This is a genomic window from Acidobacteriota bacterium (genome assembly GCA_016715115.1).
Lineage (GTDB): Bacteria > Acidobacteriota > Blastocatellia > Pyrinomonadales > Pyrinomonadaceae > JAFDVJ01.
On sequence record JADKBM010000016.1, the window covers coordinates 1,249,617 to 1,274,060 of the forward strand.

23 protein-coding genes and 1 tRNA gene are annotated in these 24,444 nt (G+C 54.6%); 7 read left to right on the forward strand and 17 right to left on the reverse strand.

Annotated features, from left to right (window positions below; translation table 11 throughout):
- Positions 1 to 10: 10 nt before the first annotated feature.
- The 8 genes from IPN69_23415 to IPN69_23450 form a co-directional block, all read right to left on the reverse strand.
- Positions 11 to 958, reverse strand: a complete 948-nt coding sequence (locus tag IPN69_23415) for a polysaccharide deacetylase family protein (GenBank protein ID MBK8813659.1) — start codon at positions 956 to 958, stop codon at positions 11 to 13.
- A 26-nt stretch (positions 959 to 984) separates the two neighbouring features.
- On the reverse strand, positions 985 to 2,346 hold the full coding sequence (locus IPN69_23420) for an NAD(P)/FAD-dependent oxidoreductase (GenBank protein ID MBK8813660.1): 1,362 nt from the start codon (positions 2,344 to 2,346) through the stop codon (positions 985 to 987).
- 102 nt (positions 2,347 to 2,448) lie between these two features.
- Complete coding sequence (locus IPN69_23425; protein ID MBK8813661.1) at positions 2,449 to 3,057, reverse strand: N-acetyltransferase; 609 nt, start codon at positions 3,055 to 3,057, stop codon at positions 2,449 to 2,451.
- Positions 3,058 to 3,161: 104 nt separating this feature from the next.
- On the reverse strand, positions 3,162 to 4,202 hold the full coding sequence (locus tag IPN69_23430) for a Gfo/Idh/MocA family oxidoreductase (GenBank protein MBK8813662.1): 1,041 nt from the start codon (positions 4,200 to 4,202) through the stop codon (positions 3,162 to 3,164).
- 105 nt (positions 4,203 to 4,307) lie between these two features.
- Positions 4,308 to 5,528: a DegT/DnrJ/EryC1/StrS family aminotransferase gene (locus tag IPN69_23435; GenBank protein MBK8813663.1), complete on the reverse strand. Its 1,221-nt coding sequence runs from the start codon at positions 5,526 to 5,528 to the stop codon at positions 4,308 to 4,310.
- Between the two features lie 75 nt (positions 5,529 to 5,603).
- Entirely contained in the window at positions 5,604 to 7,301 is a 1,698-nt protein-coding gene (locus tag IPN69_23440) for a DUF3473 domain-containing protein (protein MBK8813664.1), read from the reverse strand.
- Position 7,302: 1 nt separating this feature from the next.
- Entirely contained in the window at positions 7,303 to 8,526 is a 1,224-nt protein-coding gene (wecB, locus tag IPN69_23445) for a UDP-N-acetylglucosamine 2-epimerase (non-hydrolyzing) (protein MBK8813665.1), read from the reverse strand.
- Positions 8,527 to 8,790: 264 nt separating this feature from the next.
- Positions 8,791 to 9,087 carry a ferredoxin family protein gene (locus tag IPN69_23450; protein MBK8813666.1) on the reverse strand — a complete coding sequence of 99 codons (297 nt, stop codon included), beginning with the start codon at positions 9,085 to 9,087 and terminating at the stop codon, positions 8,791 to 8,793.
- A gap of 148 nt (positions 9,088 to 9,235) precedes the next feature.
- On the opposite strand from IPN69_23450, the gene glpX reads away from it, so the two are divergent.
- Positions 9,236 to 10,279, forward strand: a complete 1,044-nt coding sequence (gene glpX / locus IPN69_23455) for a class II fructose-bisphosphatase (protein MBK8813667.1) — start codon at positions 9,236 to 9,238, stop codon at positions 10,277 to 10,279.
- On the opposite strand, the gene IPN69_23460 is transcribed toward glpX, so the two are convergent.
- Positions 10,266 to 10,769 carry a hypothetical protein gene (locus tag IPN69_23460; GenBank protein MBK8813668.1) on the reverse strand — a complete coding sequence of 168 codons (504 nt, stop codon included), beginning with the start codon at positions 10,767 to 10,769 and terminating at the stop codon, positions 10,266 to 10,268. The genes glpX and IPN69_23460 overlap by 14 nt on opposite strands.
- Before the next feature lie 3 nt (positions 10,770 to 10,772).
- On the opposite strand from IPN69_23460, the gene IPN69_23465 reads away from it, so the two are divergent.
- The 5 genes from IPN69_23465 (at position 10,773) to rsmI (ending at position 15,219) form a co-directional block, all read left to right on the forward strand.
- A complete protein-coding gene (locus IPN69_23465) occupies positions 10,773 to 11,114 on the forward strand; it encodes a DUF2085 domain-containing protein (GenBank protein MBK8813669.1) in 342 nt (113 codons plus the stop codon).
- A 266-nt stretch (positions 11,115 to 11,380) separates the two neighbouring features.
- Positions 11,381 to 11,659, forward strand: coding sequence for a hypothetical protein (locus IPN69_23470; GenBank protein ID MBK8813670.1), 279 nt, complete (start codon positions 11,381 to 11,383; stop codon positions 11,657 to 11,659).
- Between the two features lie 72 nt (positions 11,660 to 11,731).
- A complete protein-coding gene (locus tag IPN69_23475) occupies positions 11,732 to 13,165 on the forward strand; it encodes a S8 family serine peptidase (GenBank protein MBK8813671.1) in 1,434 nt (477 codons plus the stop codon).
- A 304-nt stretch (positions 13,166 to 13,469) separates the two neighbouring features.
- Positions 13,470 to 14,039 (forward strand): hypothetical protein, encoded by a 570-nt coding sequence (locus IPN69_23480; GenBank protein ID MBK8813672.1) that lies wholly within the window; start codon positions 13,470 to 13,472, stop codon positions 14,037 to 14,039.
- 346 nt (positions 14,040 to 14,385) lie between these two features.
- Positions 14,386 to 15,219, forward strand: coding sequence for a 16S rRNA (cytidine(1402)-2'-O)-methyltransferase (rsmI, locus tag IPN69_23485; GenBank protein MBK8813673.1), 834 nt, complete (start codon positions 14,386 to 14,388; stop codon positions 15,217 to 15,219).
- Positions 15,220 to 15,488: 269 nt separating this feature from the next.
- On the opposite strand, the gene IPN69_23490 is transcribed toward rsmI, so the two are convergent.
- The 6 genes from IPN69_23490 to guaA form a co-directional block, all read right to left on the reverse strand.
- Positions 15,489 to 17,159, reverse strand: coding sequence for a M20/M25/M40 family metallo-hydrolase (locus IPN69_23490; protein ID MBK8813674.1), 1,671 nt, complete (start codon positions 17,157 to 17,159; stop codon positions 15,489 to 15,491).
- Between the two features lie 63 nt (positions 17,160 to 17,222).
- Positions 17,223 to 18,032, reverse strand: coding sequence for a UDP-2,3-diacylglucosamine diphosphatase LpxI (lpxI, locus tag IPN69_23495; GenBank protein ID MBK8813675.1), 810 nt, complete (start codon positions 18,030 to 18,032; stop codon positions 17,223 to 17,225).
- A 2-nt stretch (positions 18,033 to 18,034) separates the two neighbouring features.
- Positions 18,035 to 18,403 (reverse strand): retroviral-like aspartic protease family protein, encoded by a 369-nt coding sequence (locus tag IPN69_23500; protein ID MBK8813676.1) that lies wholly within the window; start codon positions 18,401 to 18,403, stop codon positions 18,035 to 18,037.
- A 138-nt stretch (positions 18,404 to 18,541) separates the two neighbouring features.
- Positions 18,542 to 18,901 (reverse strand): hypothetical protein, encoded by a 360-nt coding sequence (locus IPN69_23505; GenBank protein MBK8813677.1) that lies wholly within the window; start codon positions 18,899 to 18,901, stop codon positions 18,542 to 18,544.
- Positions 18,902 to 18,912: 11 nt separating this feature from the next.
- Positions 18,913 to 20,112, reverse strand: coding sequence for a DEAD/DEAH box helicase (locus IPN69_23510; GenBank protein ID MBK8813678.1), 1,200 nt, complete (start codon positions 20,110 to 20,112; stop codon positions 18,913 to 18,915).
- A 444-nt stretch (positions 20,113 to 20,556) separates the two neighbouring features.
- Complete coding sequence (gene guaA, locus IPN69_23515; GenBank protein ID MBK8813679.1) at positions 20,557 to 22,101, reverse strand: glutamine-hydrolyzing GMP synthase; 1,545 nt, start codon at positions 22,099 to 22,101, stop codon at positions 20,557 to 20,559.
- Positions 22,102 to 22,602: 501 nt separating this feature from the next.
- Here guaA and IPN69_23520 point away from each other — a divergent pair.
- Positions 22,603 to 22,677 (forward strand) — tRNA-Asn (locus tag IPN69_23520).
- Between the two features lie 70 nt (positions 22,678 to 22,747).
- Here the strand turns inward: IPN69_23520 and IPN69_23525 are convergent.
- Positions 22,748 to 23,551 carry a DUF1295 domain-containing protein gene (locus IPN69_23525; protein MBK8813680.1) on the reverse strand — a complete coding sequence of 268 codons (804 nt, stop codon included), beginning with the start codon at positions 23,549 to 23,551 and terminating at the stop codon, positions 22,748 to 22,750.
- On the reverse strand, positions 23,548 to 23,946 hold the full coding sequence (locus tag IPN69_23530; protein ID MBK8813681.1) for a DUF2177 family protein: 399 nt from the start codon (positions 23,944 to 23,946) through the stop codon (positions 23,548 to 23,550). The genes IPN69_23525 and IPN69_23530 overlap by 4 nt, the downstream gene beginning before the upstream one ends.
- Positions 23,947 to 24,444: the final 498 nt, after the last annotated feature.

Consider the following 24,444-nt stretch of genomic DNA (forward strand, 5'->3'; position numbering starts at 1 on the left):
CCTGAAGGCGTTACTCATACCTCACGCGCAGGTCGCGCTCCGACGCGACTCGGGCGTGTTCACGCATCGTCGTTACCGAAAAACTATTGGTGTAGCTTTCGAGCATCTCGCTGACAAACTCCAGTTTCTTCTCGATCGCCAGATCCATAGCCGGAAAAAACTTGAGTTCGGGCGCGTCCTCGCCTGACAGGAAGTCGAGCGGATGAAGCAGCAGACTCGGTTCCGTCCCGGTTGCCTTGCACATTGCAAGCGCCGTTCTCCAGTAAGCGCGCGCCGCAAACTTCGAAAACGTCGAAAGATAGATCAGGTAACTCGCGTGGACCGGCGTTTTGAAAAGCGGAAGCGTCGTCACCGGAATTTCGGTGATCGATCGCTCGCCGATCTTCCATCTGTACGGCTTCAGGCTTTGAAACCCGTCGGAGAACTTCCCGAATAGTTTTTTTCGTTTCTCGCGCTCCTCGTCCGACATCTCGGGCGACCTGAAAAAATAGTAGGCACGCGCGAGCGGTGCGATGTATGTCGGGAGCGTCGAACAATCGTATTCGTATCCGCGCTCGGCGAGAACTTCGAGCACGGTCGGTGAGAGGCTGTATCCGGGACCGCGAAATCCTACCGGCCGAACACCGGCAACTGCTTCGAGCGCCGATTCCGTCTTCTCGAATTCTTCGATAAGTTCTTGTTTCGAATAAAGATGCAGCCACGGCTCGTGGCGAAAGCTGTGATTGCCGATCTCGTGCCCGGCCGCGGAGATCCGAGCCAGAGCCTCGCGATTTTTGTCGAGCGCCGCGTCCTGGCCGACGATGAAGAACGTGATTTTCAAATCGCGTTGTTTCAAAAACTCAAGTACCCGCGGAACGCACACGTCGAGATACGACGGGAAATTCTCCCACCCGGCGTCTCCGTGAGTTTTCATATAGGACCACTTGTTATCGAGGTCCAAACTTAAACTTGCAATCATCTTTTGAGTTGCTCGGAGTTCCGCCTTCAGGCGGCCCGCACCTCCTGAAGTCGGAACTCCGAGCAAAACCTCTCCGCCAGTTGAATCGTCTCGTTCACGTTCAGCGTGCCGTTCGTGATCTGCGACGAATTGACGATAAACAATCCGTCGAGCGATGTCGCGATCGGCGGCAGTTTCTCCGAATAATTCAAGATCGGCAGCGGAAAGACCTGCCGCACGCGAGAGACCTTGAATTCGATGACGTCGCCGCGCGAAAAATGCGGATACATCCGCTCGAGCGCGGCGATGAAAGTCTCTTCGATCTCCGCGTCCGACCTTTCGAACAATTCATCATCCGGCGCGACATACTTCGGCAGATAAACGAGCGCGTTTCCGCCAAACTCCTTTTTATCGACCAGGGCCGACATTTCGATAATGCCCGTAAACGGCGTTTCATCGGTAATGTTCGTCACATAATACGGCGAGATCGATTTCTTCAACAAAGCCGAAGCGCAAACGATTCCCTGATATTCGACGCCTCTAAGTTTCGATTTCTCATCGCCGCTCAACTGCGGCGCGATCTTCGCGGCAACGTTCGACGGACAGGTAAGAATCACTTGAGAGAATCTCGGCATCGGAACATCGGATTCCGGATCGTCGAGAGCGACGGTCCATTCGCCGGATTCCGATCTCCGAACTTCCGTAACCTTCGCGGCGAGTTTGATCTCGACTCCGCGTTCCCGCAGGACCTGGCCGAAACGTTCAAGGACGCGGCCGTAACCGCCGCGGACGTAGCCGAACATTTCCCGTTTCAAACCTGAATTCCGCGCCGCGTACATCCGTTGGATCGTCGCCCAGATGAATGCCGCGCTTGTTTCCTTGTAGGCCTCGCCGAGTTTTGCTTTAAGCAGCGGCCGCCACATCTTGTCGAACGTTTTGCGGCCGGAAAGCCGCGTCAGCCAATCTTCGACACTGACCTTTTCGAGGGCCTTCCAATCCTTCACCCGCGAGGCGAAAAAGATCGTCCCGCCGAGCCTTAATTTGCTGACCGGCCCGAGCGGCGGAAAGCGGAGGAATTCAAGCGTGTTCGACATCGAATAGAGTTCGCCGCCGGTGTAAAACCCGGTCTTCGTCTCGACCCACTCAAATTCATCTCCGAGACCGATCTCGCTTGCGATCTTCCGCGTAAACGAATCAGACAATAGGGTTACGTGATAATGCCGGTCCCAGACGACGTCGCCGATCCGCCACGCGCTCGCCAAACCGCCGATTTCCGGCGCCGCTTCGAGGACCGTTACGCGATGTCCCGCTTCGGACAACCGCAGTGCGGTCGTGAGACCCAGAAAACCGGATCCCACGACCGCGATCGCGGATTCTTCAGTCTGGATTTGGGGCTTTTGTTCAACCATCAAAATCGGCACCTGCCGGAATAGTGCTTAGCTGATAGTTGAAAGCTGATAGTCGCGAATCGAACTATCAGCTTTCCACTATCCGCGATCTATTTCGAAGGATCACTCCTCTATTTCGCGCACCTTCTGGTCATCGATCATATATTCGAGACCGCATTCGCAAGCCCTTTCAACTCGCTTCGAGTCGCCGTCGAACCTATGAAACAGTTGTCCGCATTTGCAGACGGCTCCGATCGAGCGCGCCGGACTGCCGATGACGAGATGAAAATCCGGCACCGATCTGGTGACGAGCGAGCCCATTCCAACCATCGCCCAGCGCCCGATTTCGAGATCGTTGCCGATCGTGCACCCGGCACCGATCGTCACGCCTTCACGAACGAGAGTCTTCAGCGTGTGCTCGTCAGGTTCGGACGGCCGCAGCGTTTTCAGGTCGGGAAACGTCGCGCGCGGGAAACGGTCGTTGGTAAACGTGGTCGAGGCCGAGATCATCACGCCGTCTTCGATCGTCACCTCGGCGCAAATATAGACCATCGCGTTGATCTTGACCCGATCGCCGATCCTCACGTCGTAGGCGATGTAAGATTTTTCACCGACGATGCATTGCTCGCCGATCGACGCACCGTGACGGATATGGACGTTGTCCCAAACGCTCGTGCCTTCGCCGATGGCGACGTTGTCTTCGATGATTGCTGTCGGATGAATTTTGGGCATTTCAATTTGGGATTGGGGATTTCGGATTTGGGATTTCGGGATTGGGGATTGGGGATTTCGGGATTCCAATCGCAAATCACAAATCACAAATCCGAAATCCGAAACTATCTCGCCGCGACGTTGTTCAACTCAATCACCGGCTGCCAGAGATTTTGCTTCAACGATTTGTACGCCGCTTCGATCACCTGAACCGAGGCAAGCGCGTCGGCGGGTTTGATCAGAAGATCTTCCCGTCCGCGAAGCGTTTTGGAGAAGTTCTCGATCTTGCCTTTGAAAGACGCTACCTTGTCGTAGCCGGAACCGAAAACCGTCCAGTCGGGCGACGAGTTGAGTTTGTACTTCGATTCTCGCCAACCGATGTGGAGCGTTCCGCCGTTTCCGTAAATGCTGATGAAATAGGGCAGTTCTTTATTGATGCCCCACGTCAGATCGACGCTCGCCGTAACTCCGTTTTTCGTTTTCGCGAACATCTTGACGTTCTCGTCGACCGCCAGGTCCTGCGTGCCGCCCGCATCGACGGCGAGAACGGCGTCGATCGGACCGAGGAAATAACGGATGATGTCGACCGAATGCGTACCGTTGTCGATCAGCACGCCGCCGCCGGAGATCTCCGCATCGGAGTTCCAACGTTTCGACATATCGACTTTCGCCGTAAACGCGTTCTCAAATTGGATCACGTCCCCGAGGATTCCCGAGGCGACTATCCCTTTGGCCTTGATGACGTCATCGCAATATCGGAATTTCGACGCCATCGTGAACAGAACGTTCGATTTCTCTGCCGTCGAGATCATCGTTTCGGCTTCGGCAACGGTCAGGCACAGCGGTTTTTCGCACAAAACGGGGGTGCCGCGCTCGAGAAAATAACAGGCGATCTCCGGATGCGATTTCGGCGGCGTTGCGACGATCACCGCATCGAGCGTCTCGTTTCCGGCCAATGTTTTGTAATCATCGTAAGCCTTGCCGCCGGTGATTTCCGCCAGCGCCTGCGCGGCTTCCGAGCGTACGTCCGCAACCGCGACCAGTTCGCAGCACTCGCTTTGCGCAAACGCCTGCGCATATGCCTGAGCGATTCCGCCGGCGCCGATCAAGGCGAAGCGGAGACGCGGCGACACGGAGTCGCCGCGGTATGTATCTTGTGTTTTCATCGGGTATTCCATTTTATCGATTCGGAAGTGATTCTGTCGCCCGAACCGGATTCCATCGCGCGTTCAAAAGCGGCCCGATGGCTCCGGTTATCGGCGACCTGCAAATTACGCTTTCGGTGCATCAACGCGTCGTATTGACTCGACCGCTTCGCGGATCGAAGTCGCGAGGAATTCGATGTGATGTTCGTCGTATCTTTCGTTGATCGGCAGAACGAGCACATCGTGCAAGCCCTTGATCGTTCCTTGAAAGTTATCGTCGTTGTAGTCGACCGCTTCGGGACGCGCCAGATTGAACGGGAAATGACTGTCGCCAAACGTGTTCTGATCGCGGAAAACCTGGCATTTGTAGGCCGGTTTAACGACATATCGCGGCGCCGAAGCGACATCGTAAACCTTGAGGGCTTTTGCGAGTCCGACGGAACCGTCCTCGATCTTCGAATCATCGACCCGCAGACAGAACTTCCAATAGGTCATCGTCGCGTTCAGCGCCGGCTTGTACGACTCGATCCCGTCGATGTCGGCGATCTTCGCATCGAGCAGCGCCGCCATTTTTTGGCGTTGCGAAACTGAATGATCCAGTTTTTTCAGTTGTTCGTACGCGACCGCGGCCTGAAGTTCGGTCATTCGGTAGTTCAACGATGCAAAATAGTGGTCCGGATTGGCGTCGCCGTAGCCCCACGCTTTGTTGATGAAAAGGTACATACGGCGCGCGAGCGCTTCATCGTCGGTGACCACGATCCCGCCTTCGCCGGTCGTCATTTGCTTGCCCTGCTGAAACGAAAACGCGCCGATCGTGCCGATCGTGCCGACGTTCTTGCCGTTGACGGTCGCGAGGAACGACTGAGCCGTGTCTTCGATGACAGGGATGCCCCGCGAATTCGCGAGTTCCATAATCGCGTCCATCTCGCACGGATTACCGAAAAGATGGGTGACAATGATCGCCTTCGTGCGGTCGCTCAAGACTCGTTCGATCGTTTCCGCGGTGACGTTCAGGGTCTTCGGATCGACGTCCGCAAAAACCGGGATCGCGCCCTGAAAGATGATTGGCGTCAACGCTCCCATATCGGTGATCGACGTCGTCACGATCTCGTCGCCCGGATTCGGATTGATTGCGGCCACGGCGACGTGGACCGCTGCCGAACCGGAGTTGCACGCATACGCGAACTTAGCTCCGATCTTTTCCGCAAATGCCGTTTCGAGCATCTTGCCGTACTTTCCTTTGGTCGTGATCAACACGCCCGACTGCAGGACTTCGGTGATCGCTGCGATTTCCTCCGCGCCGAAGGTGCGGCCCGAAATATCCTGATCCGAGGGTAATTTGATCATCTCTTTTTCTGCTACCGGTGTCATAGTTCAATAAAATATCCTTTTGATTAAAGATTGTTCTGAAGGGTTAAACGACTATTTCGTGCGAGATTTCACGGAACTGTCGGAAATTTCGTCAATCGCTGGAGTTTTGATCGCAGACGGTTTCGATTTGATACGAATCTTGGCGAGGCGCGTCAGCAGACGCAGATGCCCGGCAATCGTTCGAGCCGTCTTCATTTTCGAAAATCCGAAAAGGCGAACCTCAAGAACCGCCGGATACTCGACGATCTTCCCGCCGGCGAGATCCAGACGGCCAAGCATTTCGGCGACGCCGAGAAATCCGTTTTCCTCAACCGGCAGATCGACGACCGCGGACCGGCGATACACCCGGAAGCAACTGGTGTAAGTATCGAGCTTCGACCGCAGGGTTCGCCGATAAAGCCACGATGCGCCTTTCGACAGAAACAGACGCCATCCCGGAACGTTCCGCACGGCGCCGTCGCGATGATACGGCGAGGCCGTGACGAGATCCGTATCTTCGGTCAGCAGCGGAATCATCCGGACGAGTTCGTGCGGGTCGTAAGTGCAGTCGCAGTCCATCGAACAGACGATCTCCGTTTCGGCGGTTCTCAGTCCGGTGAGAATTCCCGCCGCGACTCCCTGGTTTTTTTCGTGGCGCACGACAGTTACGTTTTCCTTTCCGCCAAACAGCTCTTCGAGTTTCTTAAGGGTTCCGTCGGTGCTTGCGTCGTCAACGAACAGGAACTTCGGCGCGTAGCCGGCATCGTTGAGCTTCGCCCCGACGCTGCGCAACGTGTTGGCGAGATACGGAAGCGAAGACTCCTCGTTATAACACGGCACGACGACGGTCACCGGATTCTCGGCGCCCGGCTCCGGAGTCTGAATCCGGATGGTTTCAACCGTTTCCATTTCCAGGGCGGAAACAACTGTTTCAGATTCGAGGCCGAGGTAATCGGCCGCGGTCGTGAACGGATATTTCCGGAGATTCTCCTTGATTATCCATTCCATCTTGTCGAGTTTGCGGTAATGTCGAATACGGTTGTAGGTCGAAGCGGCCGAGATTCGCGGCTGTTCGGCGTCGAGCTCCCAGACGTGAAAGTACATAACGAACGGCTGATCGAAACCGGTGGTCCAATTGCGTACGGCGCGCCGCATCAGCGTGTAGGGTATCTGCCGAAAGTAGTTCCCGCCGGCGATAGGCAGCAATCCGAGGCCGACGTTCGCGGTCGAATACGGAAACTCCCAGACCGCCCGCCCGCCGGTATGAACCTGATGCGCGAAACGTTGAGCGTCGTTATCGCGCCGGGACGGAAGAAACGACGCATCGTAAACGAAGCCCTCTTCGGACAGCACGTCGAAGATCCACGAATCCTTCTGATAATTGAGCTTTTCGGCGCTCCTGTAGCCGATCACTTTTTGGCCGCCGGCGTTTTCGATCGTAAGGTTCGATTTGCGTAGGTCTTCACGAAACTCGTCGTTCGTCAGATTCTTCAATCCGCGATGATAGAATCCGCGGCTCGCTACCTCGTGCCCCCGCGAGGTGATCTCACGGATCAGTTTCGGATTGCGTTCCGCGATCCAGCCAAGCACGAAAAACGTCGCGCGCGTCTCCAACTCGTCCAGAAGATCCAGCGTTTTCAGCGTATTGCGCTCATATCGCGGATCGAAGTTCCCCCAGTTCCGGCGCTGGATCAGATTCTCGAACGCCCCGACGTGGAAATAATCCTCGACCAGTACGGTAAGCAGATTTTTCGGATGGGGCTGGGGCATATTAATGAAAACTGCTTTGCAGAACCTGATCGCCAAGCGAATCTGCACCGCGATGAAGGCTCGAAAGCCTCTCTTCGATGATCTTCACGATCCGTGGCGCGGCTTTGCCGTCTCCGAACGGATTCGCAACCTCGCTGACGGACTTGATCCACGTTTCGACAGAATAGTTTTCCTCGAGCATTCGGTTGAGGTTAGCCGGATTTCCGCCGATCAGCTTGGCAACGCCGGCCCGTATTGCTTCCGGCCGCTCCGTGTTCTCACGCAAAACGAGCAGCGGTTTACCGAGACTTGGCGCCTCTTCCTGAACGCCGCCCGAATCCGAAACAATTAACCAAACCGACTTCATTAAGGTCACGAAGTTAACATAATCGAGCGGTTCTAGCAGAAACACACGTTCCTTTCCGGCCAACGTTTCTTCGGTGACCTGCCTTACGTTCGGATTCGGATGCACCGGGAAAAACAGACAGACGTCTTGATGGCGATGAACGAAATCACGCAGAACGCGAAGGTTGTCGCCCATCACGTCGCCAAAACTCTCGCGCCGATGAGTCGTCAACAAGATCCGCTTCATCCCTTCAGTGGACTCGAGCAATCGCGCGATTTCCGGATTTGGCTTCGACATCTTCAGGATCGCGTTCAATGAGTCGACCACCGGATTGCCGGTGACGAAGATGCGTTCGCTGGCGACGTTCTCGGAAAGCAGGTTTCCGCGGTTCGCTTCGGTCGCCGCAAAATGAACGGCCGCGATCTGGGAGATAACGCGCCGGTTCATTTCCTCGGGAAAAGGACTATGAATACTCCCGCTGCGGAGTCCTGCCTCAACGTGGGCGACCGGAATGCGGCGATTGAATCCGGCCAGCGCGCCGGCCAGCGCCGTCGACGTATCTCCCTGAACAACAATAAGATCCGGACGTTCGGAAAGAAGAATCTTGTCCAGTTTCGCTAGCACACGGGAACAAACCTCGTTCGGCGACTGGTTCTTTCGCATCACTCCGAGGTTGAAATCGGTTTCGATGCAAAGCATCTTCAGAAACGGTTTTAAGAGCTCGCGATGCTGACTCGACGTGACGACGATGGTCTGGAAGAAGCGCTTTCGCAATTCGTGTATTATGGGCGCCAACTTGATCGCCTCAGGTCGGGTTCCAAAGAGTACGAGAACTTTCAGACCCAAGTCGACCGATGGATCTCGCCGTTTTCTCTTTTTGTATGCTCCGCTGTCTTGCATTCTTGAGTTCTTTTTGTCGAACGGAAATTCAACCACTGTCATATACGGCCAACGCAAGGAATGTTCCGCTTATCGCTTCTTTTTGTTTTTGCTTGGGATAATCAAAAAACGCCGTGTTCTCAGAAATAAATGGCTGATTATTTGTAGCGAGGCTTCGCGCCAGATGATTTTACGACAATCGGGCGACGCAAAACAAGAGAATTCTTACGCAAAAAAGGCAGTCCGAAGACCGCCTTCATTCGCAAAAAAACTCGATCGAAGCATTTATTCCGGCTGGCCTTTGCAACTCGAACCGTACAACGCCGGCTGCTTGGTGCTAATGATCGGATAGTTCTCCGCTTCGGCGTTCTTCTCAAGCCAGCCCATATATTCCTCCGGGATCGACATATCGGAGAAGATCGCTTCAACCGGACATTCCGGCAAGCAAGCGTCGCAGTCGATACAGGTGTCGGGATTGATCAACAATTTGTCCGGCAGTTCGTGGAACGCTTCGACCGGACAAACCGCAGCGCAGTCCGTATATTTGCAGTCAACACAAGGTTCGGTTACAACGTATGTCATCTCAGTGAAAAAGTCTCCTAAAGTATCTCCTCGAAACCAAAATAAAACCGTAATATCCTGAGCGTTACTTGTCAAATCGCGAGGCACAAGTGTTACAATGCCATCGTTATAAACACGCGTTTACAGGCTATTTTAAAGGACAACTTATATGACGAAACTTAAAGCGGAACGTGAATTGGCGCTCGATTTTCTTCGGGTCACTGAAGCCGCGGCGATCGAATCGGCGCGAACGATGGGGCAGGGCGACCGCAAGCACAGCGATCACGTCGCGGTCGAGGCGATGCGCAACGTGATGGACACGGTCCCGATGAGGGGCCGGATCGTGATCGGCGAGGGTGAAAGAGACGAAGCGCCGATGCTATACATCGGCGAAGAGCTCGGCGGAGGAATGTTCTCCGACGAGGCGCGCGCCGAATTTCCGGAAGTCGATATCGCGGTCGACCCGCTTGAGGGCACGAATCTTTGCGCGCTCGGCGGAAACAACGCGATCGCGGTACTGGCGGCGGCCGAACGCGGCGGATTGCTCAACGCGCCGGACATCTATATGGACAAGATCGTCGTCGGCCCGAGCTGCCGAGGATCGGTCGATATCGATGCTCCGGTCCTTGAGAATCTCAAGAACATTGCGCGTCGACTCGGACGCGACGTCGATGATCTGACGGTCATCTGTCTGGATCGCCCGCGTCACAGACAACTCGTGCAGGAAGTGCGTGCGTCGGGTGCGCGCATTCGGTTGATCTCGGACGGCGATCTTTCGGCCGGCATTTCGGCGGCGGTCGCGGGCACGAACATCCACGCGCTGATGGGCATTGGCGGCGCACCTGAAGGCGTCATCACGGCGGCGGCGATGAAATGTCTGAACGGCGAGATCCAGGCGAAATTGGTTTGGGACCCCGAACGCCTCGGTGTCGATAAATCGAAAGTCCCGCCGGCAGAAGAAGTTATGGAGCGTTTGAGGTCGATGGGGATTTCGGATCCGAACAAGATTTACGACACGAACGACCTCGCGCCGGGCAAGAAGATCATCTTTGCCGCGACCGGTGTCACCGACGGGGCCCTGCTCCGCGGCGTGCGGTTCTTCGGTGCCGGAAAGCGGACACACTCGGTCGTGATGACGACGGATTCACGCCATATCCGCTTCGTCGACACGGTCCACGTCGAAGGCGGTCCGGATGCGGTCATTCGATTTTAGATTTTGGATTTTGGATTCTTGGAATCCTTTGGAATCCTGGAATCCTGGAATCCTGGAATCCTGGAATCTTGGAATCCTGGAATCTGGAATCCTGGAATCCTTTGGAATCCCGGAATCCTTTGGAATCCTGGAATCCTTTGGAATCCCGGAATCCTTTGGAATCTTGGAATCTGGAATCCTGGGTCCTGGAATCTTGGATCCTGGAATCTGGAATCCTTTGGAATCTGGAATCCTTTGGAATCTGGAATCTGGAATCCTTTGGAATCTGGAATCCTGAATTGTGGAATCTTGGAATCCTGGAATGACGAATCAGTATATCGGAATTGAACTCGCCGAGTTCTTTCGCCGTCAGGCGCGAAGGGTTTGGATAGGCGCGCTTATCGTCGCGCTCACGTGGGTCGTTCTCATACTCCTGCCACCTGTTGCCGAAGCGGCCGGTTTCAACGGCGTCAGTGCTGGATTCTACAACGCGTTTTCGTTCATTTGCCATCAAATGCCGGACCGTTCGTTTCACGTTCTTGGCCACAAGTTCGGCGTTTGCTCGCGTTGTTTCGGCGTTTACTTTGGCCTGCTCGCCGGATTCGCCATCTATCCGATGCTGCGTCCGGTCGACATCATCGAACCGTTTCCGCGTTTCTGGCTTTTTGGCGCAATGGTGCCGATCGGCATCGACTGGACGCTGACGATCTTCGGCATCTGGGAGAACACTTTCACGACCCGGTTCGTCACCGGATCGATCCTCGGCATCGCGTGCGCGGTCTTCATCGTCCCTGCCCTGGTTGAGATATTTCGCCTGACCACGGGAGCGAAAATGCAAAAAAGGTCGTCCGAATGACGACCTTCTCATCTATGTTCTTTCTCTGTTACTAATCTACGATAAGCGTGTTTGCGGCTTGCCTCAAACCGGCGCGCCGACTGATAGTAAAAGCGATTATATTTACTTATGTATTCCATTGCAACCGCATCCGCAACATTTCTTTGGAACTAAACATCACCAAATGAAGTATTTAGGATAACGCCGCTGATCCGGGGCCGGATTTTTATTGACTAATCCACCCGCGTGGAGCAGAATTGAGGTTAACTCCGGCTGACAAGATTAAGATGCGATTAAGCGAAGAAACTGCAGTTCAGAAGGCGAGAGCCGACCTATCACATAGGCTCGGTGTCAGCGAGAGCGCGATTCAAACCGCGTCGGTGGTCAAGACCGACTTTCCCGATATGTCGCTCGGAGCGGGCGTCAGCGGTGAGATGTCGGCGCAGATGATCGCCACGGGCTGGTTGATCAAGCTATCCGTCGCCGGCAAAACTTATGAATATCGCGCCGACAAATCGCATCTTCGTTTGGTCGGTTTCGCGGGAAAGAATTTCGTTATTGATTAATGCCGGGCTTGTTGGATTTGGCTTTCACCCGAATGCCGTCCATACGGCCCGAAATTGTTTGGGGTAAAAACAATGAATCGAAATAACATCTGGATACATTTGTGCATCGCGGTGACCTTGATCACGATGGCGGCGGTTTGGGGACAGATCCGGCGTTGGCAGGCTTCATCGCCGGTCGATTCGGTGACACGGAGCGAAACCAAAAAGCAGTCGAAACCGATCGCCGTTAAACGTTCGAGCGATGAACGCGAACCCGAAGTTCTGGTGAAGTTTCGCTCCGGCGTACCCGTGGAAGCAGTGAAGAAACTGGCGGCGAAGAACAACGACCGCGTCGAAGATTCGATCGAATCCGTTTCCGGGTTGTTTTCGATCGATGACCTCGACAACGCCGACGCCGCAAAAGTTGCCGAACAATACTCCGCGATGACTGACCTCGTTGCCTACGCCGAGCCGAATCTGCGCATCCAGCTCGACCCTGCGGAATCTTCGAAGCCGGTCGCCGAAGCCGATCCGACCGAACCGACCGACGGTAAAACCCCGAACGATCCCTATTTCAACGAGCAATGGGCCCTTAAGAACTCCGGTCAGGACGGCGGAAAGGCGGAAGCCGATCTTTCGGCGATCAAGGCTTGGACGAAAACGACCGGAAGCGGAAAGGTCGTCATCGCGGTCCTCGACACCGGCGTCGATTATACCCACGCGGATCTCGCGCCGAATATGTGGTTCCGTCCGGACAACCTGCCGCAATACAAGGATGATGATCTCGGATTGGTGAACGATAGTCGCGGTTTCAATTCGGCCGACAATCAAAACGATCCGATGGACGAGAACGGTCACGGGACCCATTGCGCCGGGATCATCGGCGCCGAGGGCAACAATGAAGAAGGCATTTCGGGAATCAACTGGAAGGTCGAGATAATGCCGCTCAAATTCCTTGGGCGTGGCGGATTCGGGACGACCAAGGACGCGATCGAGGCAATCAACTACGCGGTCGACCGCAAGCGCAATGGCGTCAACATCCGCGTTATCAGCGCCTCTTGGGGCTCGACGCAGTATTCAAAAGCCCTCGAAGACGCGATCCGCGCCGCCGGAGAAGCCGGGATCCTGTTCGTCGCCGCAGCCGGAAACAGCAGTACCGACAATGACAAACGGCCGCATTATCCGTCGAATTACGATTTACCGAACGTCATCAGCGTCGCGGCGCTCGACCGTAATGATACGTTGGCGTCGTTTTCAAATTTCGGCGCGAAAACCGTTCATATCGCCGCGCCGGGTCGCGAGATCCTCTCGACCTGGCTCAACGACGATTACCGTGAAGCATCGGGAACGTCGATGGCGACACCCTATGTTTCAGGAACAGCCGCGCTCGTACTCGCGCTCGAGCCTAATCTCAAGGTCGAGCAACTTCGCGATCGCTTGCTGAAATCGGTCGACAAGATCGACTCTTTGAACGGCAAGGTCGCGAGCGGCGGAAGGCTCAACGCCGCCAAGGCGGTCGGCAACTGACCGACGGCATTCGACAATTCGGCACTCAAAAGGCGGTCTTCGGGCCGCCTTTTTCGTCGCCGACAATCTCGTTTGCGTGACTGACCATTTGGAACACACGGTGCCGAAGTCGTTCAATGATTTCGCGAAGCGCCCGATCCTAATGCCGCGCTAACTCTCTTATTTGCAGTACTTACAATCTTGTTAATTGGGACCCGACGCCTTTGGCACACCCTTTGCTGAAAGCAATCGCGGAGGCAAAGGCAGTCTTGCCGACGAGGTTAACGATTGAGCATTGCCAAATTCAGTAAAAGGAGAAACCAAAATGAACCGAATCAAAAAACTAATTACTTTGTTTGCTTTTTCTATGCTTGTCCTTGGCCTTCCGACGCTCGCTTCCGCGCAGTGGCGTGACCGGGACCGCAATGACGATGACGACTATCGAACCGATCGCAACGGCGATTACCGCAACAACCAGAGATACAACCGCAATCTCCAGTCAACGATCAAAAACCTGAAGAACCGCAGCAAAGAATTCGCGCGCCGGCTCGACCGCGAACTCGACCGCAGCCGCTACGACGATCGCCGGCGCGAGGATCAGTTGAACCGCCTTGCGCAGAGCTTCAAGAATGCGGCGGACGATCTCGACGATGTTTACGATAACCGGCGCGATTCCAATCGTTCGGAGACTCAGGCCCAGCGCGTGATCCAACTCGGGAATCAGCTTGACAGCGCGCTCTACCGCGCACGGCTGAACTACAGTCTGCAGAACGACTGGAACCGGATTCGTCAGGATCTGAACACGCTTTCCAACGCGTACCGCTACAACAATCGTAACGATCGCAACAACCGCAACAATTCGGACTGGAAAAACAGGTTCCCGTGGCCGTTCTAGTCGAATACCGGATTTGATTGCGGCCCGGAAAAACCAGCCCTTCCGAAACCATTCGAGTCGCAATCAAACCAAGAGCCCGTGATCACGCGTCACGGGCTCTTTTTCTTCCCATCCGAGCTTTTCATTTCATACACTCTTCCCCTTTTCCCTTTTCCCTTTTCCCTTTTCCCTTTTCACTTTTCACTTTTCACTTTTCACTTTTCCTTTTTCACTTTTCACTTTTCCTTTTTCACTTTTCACTTTTCCTTTTTCACTTTTCACTTTTCACTTTTCACTTTTCACTTTGCACTCTGCACTCCACTCTGCACTCTTCCCCTTTTCCCCTTTTCGCTTTAATCTTTCAATTATGGCCGGAACTCTCTTTCTCGTCGCGACGCCGATCGGAAACCTGCAGGATATTACGCCGCGGGCGCTCGATACACTGCGATCAGTCGATGTTATCGCTTGCGAGGATACTCGTCACACCCTCAAACTCCTCAATCATTACGGGATCAAGAACAGACTCGTCAGTTATCACGAACACAACGAACACGAACGCGCGGCGCAGTTGGTCGCGGATCTTGAGAATGGACGCTCGGTCGCGGTCGTCAGCGATGCCGGAACGCCCGGGATCTGCGACCCGGGATTTCGAATCGCCGAACTTGCCCGCGCGGCCGGCGCACGCGTAATCCCGATTCCAGGCGCGGCGGCGTTCGTCAGCGCGCTCGTCGCATCCGGACTTGCGACCGATTCCTTTTTTTTCGGTGGTTTCTTGCCCGCGAAGCGGTCGGAAAGAACGAAACGGCTCGAAGAAGTGAAGCAAATCCCGGCGACGCTCATCTTCTACGAGGCTCCGCATCGACTCGTCAGGTCTCTTGCGGATTGCCGCGAAGTTCTTGGCAATCGCCGCGCGTCGGTTGCCCGGGAACTGACCAAACTGCACGAAGAGGTGGTTTGCGGAACGCTCGAAGAACTCTCAGAGCGATTCTCCGCGGACCGTGTAAAAGGTGAGATCGTCCTCGTGATCGACCGGGCCAGCGCGACGGCCGAGGTCGGCAGATCGCTGAACATCACTCTGGCCGATCGCGTCGCCGAACTCGAAGTTGACGGTCTCGACGCAAAATCAGCGCTCAAGAAGGCCGCAAAAGAGTTCGGCCTCGGAAAATCCGAGGCCTACCGTCTCTTGAAAGTGAAAAAGTAGAAGGGAAAAGGCAAAGGGAAAAAGGAAAAGGCAAAGGGAAAAAGGAAAAAGGCAAAGGGAAAAAGGAAAAAGGCAAAGGGAAAAAGGAAAAGGCAAAGGGAAAAAGGAAAAGGCAAAGGGAAAAAGGGAAAAGGGGAAAGTTAAGTTAAGGTAGTGTCAAGAAGTCCGTTTTTGCCTTTTCCCTTTTACTTTTTCCTTTTGCTTTTTCCCTTTTTCCCTTTTACTTTTTCCTTTTGCTTTTTCCCTTTTCCCTTTTCCCTTTTTTGAATCTACCGCTGCGTCAGTTCAGGCGGAAGCTGTTTGTCGACCTTCGGCCGCTCCTTCAGATCGGTCAGTTCCCAGAGCGTCAGAAAGATCGTCCGCGTCACTTTTTCCATTTTCGCGTAATCGATCTTGTCCGGATGGTCACCGGCGCCGTGATAGTCTTCGTGCTCACCGTCGAACCAAAAGACGACCGGGATCCCGTTGACCGCATAATTGAAATGATCGGAACGGAAAAAGAAACGGTTCGGGTCCTTGGGATCGTCGTATCGATAGTTGTAATTCAACTTCAGGAAACCATCGTTCGTTCCTTTGGTGACGGCGCCGAGCGTCGAACTCATCATTTCCGAACCGATCACGTAGATCTCGCTCTCGCCTGACAACTCAGCGTTGCAAGGCTTTCTTCCGGGTGCCGGATTGGTATCGCACGGCGCCATATAACCGGGCTTTTTGCTGCGGCCGATCATATCGATGTTCAACTGCGCCGTGACCTTTTTGATATCGACCGTCGGGAACTTGTTGAAATACTCGCTGCCCCAAAGACCTTTCTCTTCGCCGGCGTGCCAAACCAAAAGCACCGAACGCTTCGGTCTCTTTGGAGCCTTGGCAAGCGCCTCGGCGATTGACAGAACCGCGACCGTCCCGGATCCGTCATCGTCGGCTCCGTTGAAGATCTTGTCGTCGCCACGCGCGTTCGGATTGACACCGACGTGATCGTAATGTGCGCCGATCGCGACCATCTCGCTCTTGAGGACCGGATCCGCGCCTTCCCATAGCGCAACGACATTCTGCGTCCAGAGTGTTTCAGACTTGCTCTTCGCGGAAACAACGCCGGCTTTGCCGAGATCGCCCGCCGCCTTGTCCGCAGGGTTCGAACCTGCGCCGAAGATCGCGTCACGGATCTTCGTGCCGGCGAGCATCACAGGCGTCGGCGATTGATTCGGCCGATCGCCGCGCAGTTTCTCGGGCGACATATTGCCGCGCGAGAAGAAACCCTTGACCTGATCCCAGAACCCAAGCAATTGCTGCGGCGCGATGACAATGACGCCTGCGGCACCTTTGTCGGTCGCGTTGCGGATCGGATCGGCCCAATCCGTGCCTGCCGTGGCAGCGGGAAGATCGGCCGGCGTCACGCCCGCCGGCGGCGCAACGATGTACTGTTGTGAAAATCCGCTCCCGGCGAGCACGACGATCTTGCCTTTGACATCAACTCCGCTCAGCGCGTCGATGTTCTTTGACTTGACCATCCAACCGTCCTTGCCGAAAACCAGCGGCGCGCTGACGCTGTCGGCGTTGCCCGCGAGACGGAAATAATCGTCGTTGAAGGTGTATGTGGTTCCGTCGACCGAGAGCTTCATCGACGCCGCGTCGACCGACTCGCGTTTCAGCGCGATCTTCTGGAAAAACGTGCCGTCGTCTCCGGCCGGTTTGAATCCCCACCGCGACAGCATAGTGCCGATGAATTTGGCCGTCAGATCAAGGCCCTTTGAAGGCGTATCGCGCCCTTCCATTTCGTCCGACGCGACGTAGTACAAATAATCCTTCAACTGTGCCGCGGTGATCGCTTCGGCGATCTTGCGCTCGGCCGGCGTGATCGTGACCGCGGTTTTTTGCGCGAACGTCACGGACGGCAGCAGGAGCGACAAAGTCAGGAATAAGCCAAGTAGATTTTTCTTCATTTTTTCTCCGAAATCTGATTATGAAAAGTAACAATTCATCTACGCCGAGAGCGTGAAAATGTTTCATCGCGACTGAACGCTGCCGATGACGCAGATCTTATGTGAGTCGGCGAGCCTGAGCATCTCGTCGCGATCGAAGATCAACGTCTTGTTGGGCGTCACGCAGAGACAGGTCGCGCCGGCCTCGATCATCGCCCGGACGGTCGGAACTCCGACGACCGGAACGTCGAAACGCATATCCTGATTCGGCTTCGCGACTTTGATCACGGTCAGCTTTCCTTTCGCGAGCTCGCCGGCCCGGCGGATGACGGCGTCGGTCCCTTCCATCGCTTCGACCGCGACGCACGCCTTCGCGCGAACGACGATCGTCTGGCCGAGATCGAGCCGCGCGATCTCATTGGCGATGCGAAGTCCGTATTCGATGTTTCCGCGCTCGACGTCGTTTGGCTTCCGGCGCGTGAGCACGCCTTCAGATGCAAGTTGGTCCTGAATGAAATATGTCGAATCGATGAGTTCGATCCCCTCGCGCGCCATCTCGCCGGCGACTCCGCCGATAAGCGCGTCGGTGTTTCGCTGCGGCAAGTTCCATAACATACGGATCATTCGCAGATCGGGTAGCGCTCCGGAAAAGAGCTGGACGTGTTTTACCTGTCCGGCCATCATCACTTTTGAGACGCCCTCGTTCTTGAAGAACCCGATCATCTTGCCAAGTTGGCCGATTCCGACCCAGAGGACTTTGTCGGCAACGTCTTCGATGCTCTTGTCGGTCTCTTCACGGATCGCGACGACCGCCAGCGACGCGCCCGCCCGCCGCGCACCTTCGGCGACGAGAAATGGAAAGCGTCCGTTTCCGGCGATGAGTCCGAAGTTCATATTCACGCGGCAGGGATCGGACCGGATGCAACGAGTTTCTTCTGACGCGGATCGACCGTCAAACTGAGACCTTTGAGCGTACGGGCGCCCAACAGGAGCAAATCGCCTTTTTCTGCGAACACGACCTCATCGACGGTAAAGAACTTGTCATTTCTGATTGTCGCAAAGCCAATGCTCCGCGTTACCGTCCGACCGTTCGCCATCACAAACGCGACGTCCTTTTTCTCGCGTTGAACTTTGAGTTTTTCGAGTGTTGATGACGAGACCCAAGTATATTCGCTGCCTGTATCAACCAGCATCTGGGGAATCACCGCCGATTGCGTGCGGTTTGAGACGTTCTCGATCTTGCAGCGTATTTTGAAGGTGCCCATAGCGAGATTATAGGACGAAGACAGCAAATCCTGAAAACGCAAACAAAAAGCGGCGACCGTCAACGGCCGCCGCATAGACTTCGATCTTTGACGGTCAAGACAATGACCGTTCCGGATCGGATCAAGTTGACAAACAGATCAGACCTGTTCGTGAATCAAGCGTCGCGTCTGATCGCCGAACAAAACATCGATCTTGCGCGGTTCGACAAGCGATGTCACCTCGCCGAGTCCGAAAACGGAATGCAGCATTACCTGTCCGCGGCGGTACTTGCGGGTCCGGTCGTACGGCGCGGCACTCTTGGATTTCGAAACCGTGACCGACGTCTTCACGCCATTGCGAAAGCTATTGGACGTTTCGCAAACGACGCAGTCGGCCTTGGTGACCTGTTTCTGCTTGCTGACCGTGCGGATCAAATGATCCTGTTCGCCGTCGCACGCCGAACAATTCAGTTTGACCATCGCTCCGGCCTCATACGCTACCTTTACGGCTTTTACCATATTTTCTCCTATTATCGACCGCGACGCGGACGAAACGAACGAAAACTGCGTTGTTTCGCCGGTCGACTCGCCTGAATCACCGGTGCCAGGATCTGTCCTCCGAAATCCGGAAGCAAGACCCGTTCCAACTTTTGACCCGTGAGACGCTCGATGGCGTTCATCGCGTGCTCCTCGCCGGTCGCGACCAGCGTGATCGCGCGTCCTTTCTTTCCGGCTCGTCCGGTTCGCCCGATGCGATGGACGTAATCCTCCGGCACCTCGGGAATGTCGTAGTTAATGACGTGCGAAACTGAATCAATGTCGATTCCGCGCGCCGCGACGTCGGTCGCGACCAAAACCCGCGTATGGCCGTTTCGAAAACTCTCGAGCGCTGCTTCACGCTGCGACTGCGAACGGTCTCCGTGAATTCGGTTCGACTTGTGCGCACGCTTCTCAAGCACGTGGGCGAGCCTGTCGGCCCCGCGTTTCGTCCTTGTAAATACTAACACACGCTCAAACTTTTCACGTTCGAGAAGATCGAGCAGCAGGACCATTTTCGAATGCGCCGCAACCGGATAAACGGTCTGTTCGACGAGGTCCGTGACCTTGCCGCGCCGACTGATCTCGATGAATTTCGGTTCGATCATCATCGAGTAGGCGATCTTTTCGATCTCGGTCGACATCGTCGCCGATAAGAAAATAGTCTGACGCTTGACCGGCAAGGTCTTTATGATCCCTTTGATCGTCGGAAGGAATCCCATATCGAGCATCCGGTCGGCTTCGTCAAGAACGAGCGTCGTCAGATTCGAAAAACTGACCTCGCGGCGTTCCATAAAGTCGATCAGTCGTCCCGGAGTCGCGACCACGATCTCGGCGCCACGGCGCAGAGCGTTCTCCTGTTTACGGTAACCGGCGCCGCCGATGAGGCACGCGCAACGAATATGTTTCGGAGCGAGATCGATACAGGCCTGTTCGATCTGATTTGCCAGTTCGCGTGTCGGAGCAAGAATAAGAACAGATGTTCCCTTTTGCTTGCTTTCGATCAATTTCTGGAGGATCGGAAGCATAAACGCCGCCGTCTTTCCGGTGCCTGTTTCCGCACAGGCGATAATGTCTTCGTTGTTCAGTGCGAGCGGAATTGCCTGAATTTGGATGGGTGTCGGCTCAACATAGCCGAGCGACTCGCAACTCGCCAAAAGCGAGGCGTGCAAGCCGAGATTCTTAAAACTCATTTAGTTGTAACTATCCTTTTTGGGTCCTGACCGAAAAGCAAGGTTCCGCCGTTCGTGCGGCAAGGAGCCAACCGGCTCCCGAAATCGACTTTTTCGGTAGATTATAGAAGTGTCTAAAGAACGCGTGCTGCAGTGAAACGGTTGTGACTGTTTGCGTTTGAACGCTCAAGAATTTCTTCTAGCTGTTATGTAACGAACCTGCCCTCGAACTATCCAAAACGCCACCGCTGAAATCTTTCCAAAAGGGACGAGCCACCGTTGATGAAAGAGAGAAGGAAATTGTCATCTTTTAGTGTGGACTAAAAACTGCGATCCGGCAACCCCCTTTTTACGATAGGCGAACGATTGTCGATTCTGGGTTTTAGATTTAGGGTTTTCCATTTTTGGTTGCAACGATTCAACATTGCCCAATCCGAAATCCAAAATCGCAAATCCAAAATCGGATCATTCCCACTCGATCGTGCTTGGCGGCTTCGACGAAATGTCGTAAACGACGCGGTTGATGCCGCGGATCTCGGAGGTGATCCGTGATGAGACCTTCTGCAGAAAATCATGCGGCAGGCGCGCCCAGTCGGCCGTCATACCGTCGGTCGAGGTCACCGCGCGCAAGGCGATCGCCCTTTCGTATGTGCGAAAATCGCCCATCACGCCGACCGATTGGATCGGCAGCAAAACCGCGAATGCCTGCCAGACGTCACCGTAGATCCTGAAATTATGCAGCTCTTCGATGAAGATCTTGTCGGCCTTCTGCAGCAGTTCGACCTTTTCCGGCGTGATGTCGCCGAGGATTCTGACGCCAAGCCCAGGACCGGGAAACGGATGACGCTCGAGAATCTCTTCCGGAATGCCGAGATCGCGACCGATCAGCCGAACCTCGTCCTTGAACAATTCGCGGAGCGGTTCGATCAGCTTGAGTTTCATCTTTTCAGGCAAACCGCCGACGTTGTGGTGCGATTTGATCGTCACGCTCGTCCCGCGCAGGCTAACGGATTCGATCACGTCCGGATACAGAGTTCCCTGTACGAGCCATCCGGCGCCGCCGACCTTGTGCGCTTCGGCGTCGAAAACGTCGATGAACTTCGCGCCGATCGCCTTGCGTTTTAACTCCGGATCGACGACGTCCTTCAAAACGCCGTAGAAATCTTCGGAGGCGTCGACGCCGACGACATTCAAATGCAGCTTGTCTTTGTAAAGCTTCAGCGTGGTCTCGAATTCGTCCGCCCGGAGCAGACCGTTGTTCACGAAAATGCACGTTTGCCGCGCGCCGATCGCTTCGTGGACAAGGACCGCCGCGACCGTCGAGTCGACGCCGCCGCTGAGGCCGCAGATGACGTTTTCGGCGTCACCGACTGTCGTCCGGATCTTCTCGATCTCCTCGCGGATGAACTGCTTCGACGTCCAATCGCCGCGGCAACCGCAGATCCCGAAAAGAAAATTCCGCAGAAGGTCCTTTCCGAGCGGCGTGTGCGCGACCTCGGGATGAAATTGAACGGCAAAGATCCGACGTGCGTCGTTCTCGATCGCCGTGACGACGTTGCCGGTCGTCGCCGTCTGCCGGAATCCTTCGGGAAGCGCCGTGACGTGGTCGCCGTGGCTCATCCAGACGTCGATTTCGTCCGGCAATCCTTTGAAAAGGGCGCTCGAAAAGTCAATGACTCGCATCCGCGCGTGCCCGTACTCGCGCTTGTCCGACGGCGAGACAGCACCGGCCAGATCCTTCGCCAGAAGCTGCATTCCGTAACAAATGCCGAGGATCGGAACATCCAAAGAACCGTAAAAATCGGCCGCGACCGACGGCGCATCATCTTCGTAAACCGAATTCGGCCCGCCCGACAGAATCACCCCGCGCGGTGCGCGTTCGACGATCTTCTCAAGCGGATAGAAAAACGGGACGATCTCGCAGTAAACGCCCTGCTCGCGCACCCGCCGCGCGATCAACTGGGTGTACTGCGATCCAAAATCGAGGATCAAAATAAGTTCGTGTTGCATGATTTGGCGAAAAAGAAATTATAACCGAGAAGCGCCTCGCACGGGTAGACGGTAGATGGGTAGACGGTAGACGGTAGACGGTAGATGGGTAGACGGGTAGACGGTAGACGGTAGGTGGGTACAATAAGCGTCTACCGCCGTCTACCGTCTACCCGTCTACCCATCTACCTGTCTACCTGTCTACCGTCTACCCGTCTACCCGTCTACCGCCTACCGTCTGCCCGTCTACCGCCGTCTACCGCCGTCTACCGCCTACCGTCTACCCATCTACCGTCTACCCATCTACCGTCTACCCATCTACCGTCTACCGTCTACCCATCTACCGTCTACCGTCTGCCCGTCTACCGCCGTCTACCGTCTACCGTCTACCCGTCTACCGTCTACCTCCCTGCTGTCTACCCATCTACCGTCTACCGTCTACCTCCCTGCCGTCTACCGTCTACTCCCCTTGACAAGATAATCCAAAATAAATAATCTAAGCATTCGTCTTCGGACGGATATTCCGCAGTAGCTCAATGGCAGAGCATTCGGCTGTTAACCGAAGGGTTGTAAGTTCGAGTCTTACCTGCGGAGCCAATAAATACGGGCATTTCACGCATTTGTGAGATGCCCTTTATACTTATCTCACCTAGAACAACCCCAAAGATTAGCTTCGATTCGTTTTCGCTGTTATCTCATTCCCAATTCTTCTTGGAGGTAAGGGAAAAAACGCACTGGTTCCCAGTTTATATTCGGCAAACTCGGGATTTTCCTCCATCTTTCTTTCGAGCATCGGGATACCGGAAACTTTGAGAATCAAAATAGTGATGGTTAGAGGGCCGATAACTGAGATCAAGCCGTTCGGAACCGAAAGCGCGATGAGCCAGATTCCCCACCACTGCACCACTTCGCCAAAATAATTTGGGTGGCGAGTGTAACGCCATAGCCCGCTTCGCATCAGTTTGCCTTTGTTGGCCGGGTCGCCGATAAATTTCGCGAGTTGTGAGTCGCCAACGGCCTCAAAGAGAAAACCAAAGAGCCACACCAAGGCCCCTGCAAAGTCTAAAAAGCCGAAAGTTTTGTCATCGCTCCGATTCACCAGCAAAACCGGCAGGGCCACGACAAACAGCAGAATGCCCTGCAACAAAAAGACCTGCGCATATGAACGCAGATAGAACCATTCGCCCCACGCCGCGCGCCAAGCCGCATAACGGTAATCCTCTGCCTTGCCGGAATTGCGCGTGTGAATATGCCATGCCAAGCGCAGCCCCCACAAACTTACCAATACTCCTACAAGTAACGCTCGTATGCTGGTGTCACCCGACATAAAATAAGATGTCCAGGCAAGCAGCGTAAAACCAAGTCCCCAAGCAATATCAGCGACGTCATTTCTTTTTTTGATGAGAGAAAAAACGAACCAAAGGTTGATGTGTACGAATAGGACAATTGCGAGGGCTGCAAAGTAGTTCATATTCCGACCTTGCTCGCGATAAAGTAAGTAATCGTCGAGACCGATCCCGCAAGCACCGCGCCCCAAGCCAGATCGACCATCGTTACCGTGAGCGGCCAATCTTTGATCGTTGCAAGGTTTGTCAGGTCATAAGTGGCATAGGTAATAAATCCAAATACTGCTCCATACAGCAACGCATATACCCAAGAACCTTTTTCGTGAGCCGGCATAATGACGAAGAGCACCAGACCCGCGATGAACAGTAGGTAGAAGATGATCGCGGCCGTCCAGTTAATGTCATTCTTCATCAAGAAACCGATTTGAACACGATAAAAATTCCTCGCCACCAGGCCGAGCCAAATCATATCTATTGCGAAGAAAACCGGTAGAGCGATTAAATAAAGTTTAATAAACATATTTTAGGATACTATGACTGAAAGAGTTCCTCGACCGGCTGCTGCTCAAAGGAAAAGAAAACATCGCCGCCGAGATCAAACTCATTTGCCGAGTAAAACATTCAGAGAGTTATCTCCGCCCTCAGCGCCCAAATCATTATCGAGAAGCCAAAATGCAGACGGCACCAGATCGGCCGGTAATCGCCCACTTTGATCTTGAAAACGGCTCAGGTTTCACAAAAGGAGAAGTAGGGTTACCCTTTTCCTAATTAACCACCCCGTATCTTACTTTTACAATCCCCGCAATGGCCAAATAATACGCTCAAGTGAACTAAGCGGAATAGGATATTCTTCGGCAAATCCCAGCGTTGTTTCGACATACCGCTGCGGACCAATCGGTTCGACATCTTTCCGTTTATGTGAAGAATTCCCATAAAACACAAAACGAATTGGTCTCTATTCTATTGGTCTAATCAAAACCCTCTTTGCCTGTTCGGTTCCCATCAATAACTTCGGGGC

Coding starts and splice junctions, on each gene's coding strand:
- IPN69_23430 (MBK8813662.1), bottom strand. CDS start 4,202: ATGAAAACACAAGATACATACCGCGGCGACTCCGTGTCGCCGCGTCTC.
- IPN69_23505 (MBK8813677.1), bottom strand. CDS start 18,901: ATGGTAAAAGCCGTAAAGGTAGCGTATGAGGCCGGAGCGATGGTCAAA.
- IPN69_23460 (MBK8813668.1), bottom strand. CDS start 10,769: ATGGCAAATGAACGAAAACGCGTTGTAGAATCCAGCACTGACGCCGTT.
- IPN69_23500 (MBK8813676.1), bottom strand. CDS start 18,403: ATGGGCACCTTCAAAATACGCTGCAAGATCGAGAACGTCTCAAACCGC.
- IPN69_23490 (MBK8813674.1), bottom strand. CDS start 17,159: ATGAAGAAAAATCTACTTGGCTTATTCCTGACTTTGTCGCTCCTGCTG.
- IPN69_23440 (MBK8813664.1), bottom strand. CDS start 7,301: ATGCCCCAGCCCCATCCGAAAAATCTGCTTACCGTACTGGTCGAGGAT.
- IPN69_23425 (MBK8813661.1), bottom strand. CDS start 3,057: ATGCCCAAAATTCATCCGACAGCAATCATCGAAGACAACGTCGCCATC.
- guaA (MBK8813679.1), bottom strand. CDS start 22,101: ATGCAACACGAACTTATTTTGATCCTCGATTTTGGATCGCAGTACACC.
- IPN69_23450 (MBK8813666.1), bottom strand. CDS start 9,087: ATGACATACGTTGTAACCGAACCTTGTGTTGACTGCAAATATACGGAC.
- IPN69_23420 (MBK8813660.1), bottom strand. CDS start 2,346: ATGGTTGAACAAAAGCCCCAAATCCAGACTGAAGAATCCGCGATCGCG.
- IPN69_23525 (MBK8813680.1), bottom strand. CDS start 23,551: ATGAACTACTTTGCAGCCCTCGCAATTGTCCTATTCGTACACATCAAC.
- IPN69_23470 (MBK8813670.1), top strand. CDS start 11,381: ATGCGATTAAGCGAAGAAACTGCAGTTCAGAAGGCGAGAGCCGACCTA.
- IPN69_23415 (MBK8813659.1), bottom strand. CDS start 958: ATGATTGCAAGTTTAAGTTTGGACCTCGATAACAAGTGGTCCTATATG.
- IPN69_23530 (MBK8813681.1), bottom strand. CDS start 23,946: ATGTTTATTAAACTTTATTTAATCGCTCTACCGGTTTTCTTCGCAATA.
- rsmI (MBK8813673.1), top strand. CDS start 14,386: ATGGCCGGAACTCTCTTTCTCGTCGCGACGCCGATCGGAAACCTGCAG.
- IPN69_23480 (MBK8813672.1), top strand. CDS start 13,470: ATGAACCGAATCAAAAAACTAATTACTTTGTTTGCTTTTTCTATGCTT.
- IPN69_23475 (MBK8813671.1), top strand. CDS start 11,732: ATGAATCGAAATAACATCTGGATACATTTGTGCATCGCGGTGACCTTG.
- wecB (MBK8813665.1), bottom strand. CDS start 8,526: ATGCAAGACAGCGGAGCATACAAAAAGAGAAAACGGCGAGATCCATCG.
- glpX (MBK8813667.1), top strand. CDS start 9,236: ATGACGAAACTTAAAGCGGAACGTGAATTGGCGCTCGATTTTCTTCGG.
- IPN69_23510 (MBK8813678.1), bottom strand. CDS start 20,112: ATGAGTTTTAAGAATCTCGGCTTGCACGCCTCGCTTTTGGCGAGTTGC.
- lpxI (MBK8813675.1), bottom strand. CDS start 18,032: ATGAACTTCGGACTCATCGCCGGAAACGGACGCTTTCCATTTCTCGTC.
- IPN69_23465 (MBK8813669.1), top strand. CDS start 10,773: ATGCCGGACCGTTCGTTTCACGTTCTTGGCCACAAGTTCGGCGTTTGC.
- IPN69_23435 (MBK8813663.1), bottom strand. CDS start 5,528: ATGATCAAATTACCCTCGGATCAGGATATTTCGGGCCGCACCTTCGGC.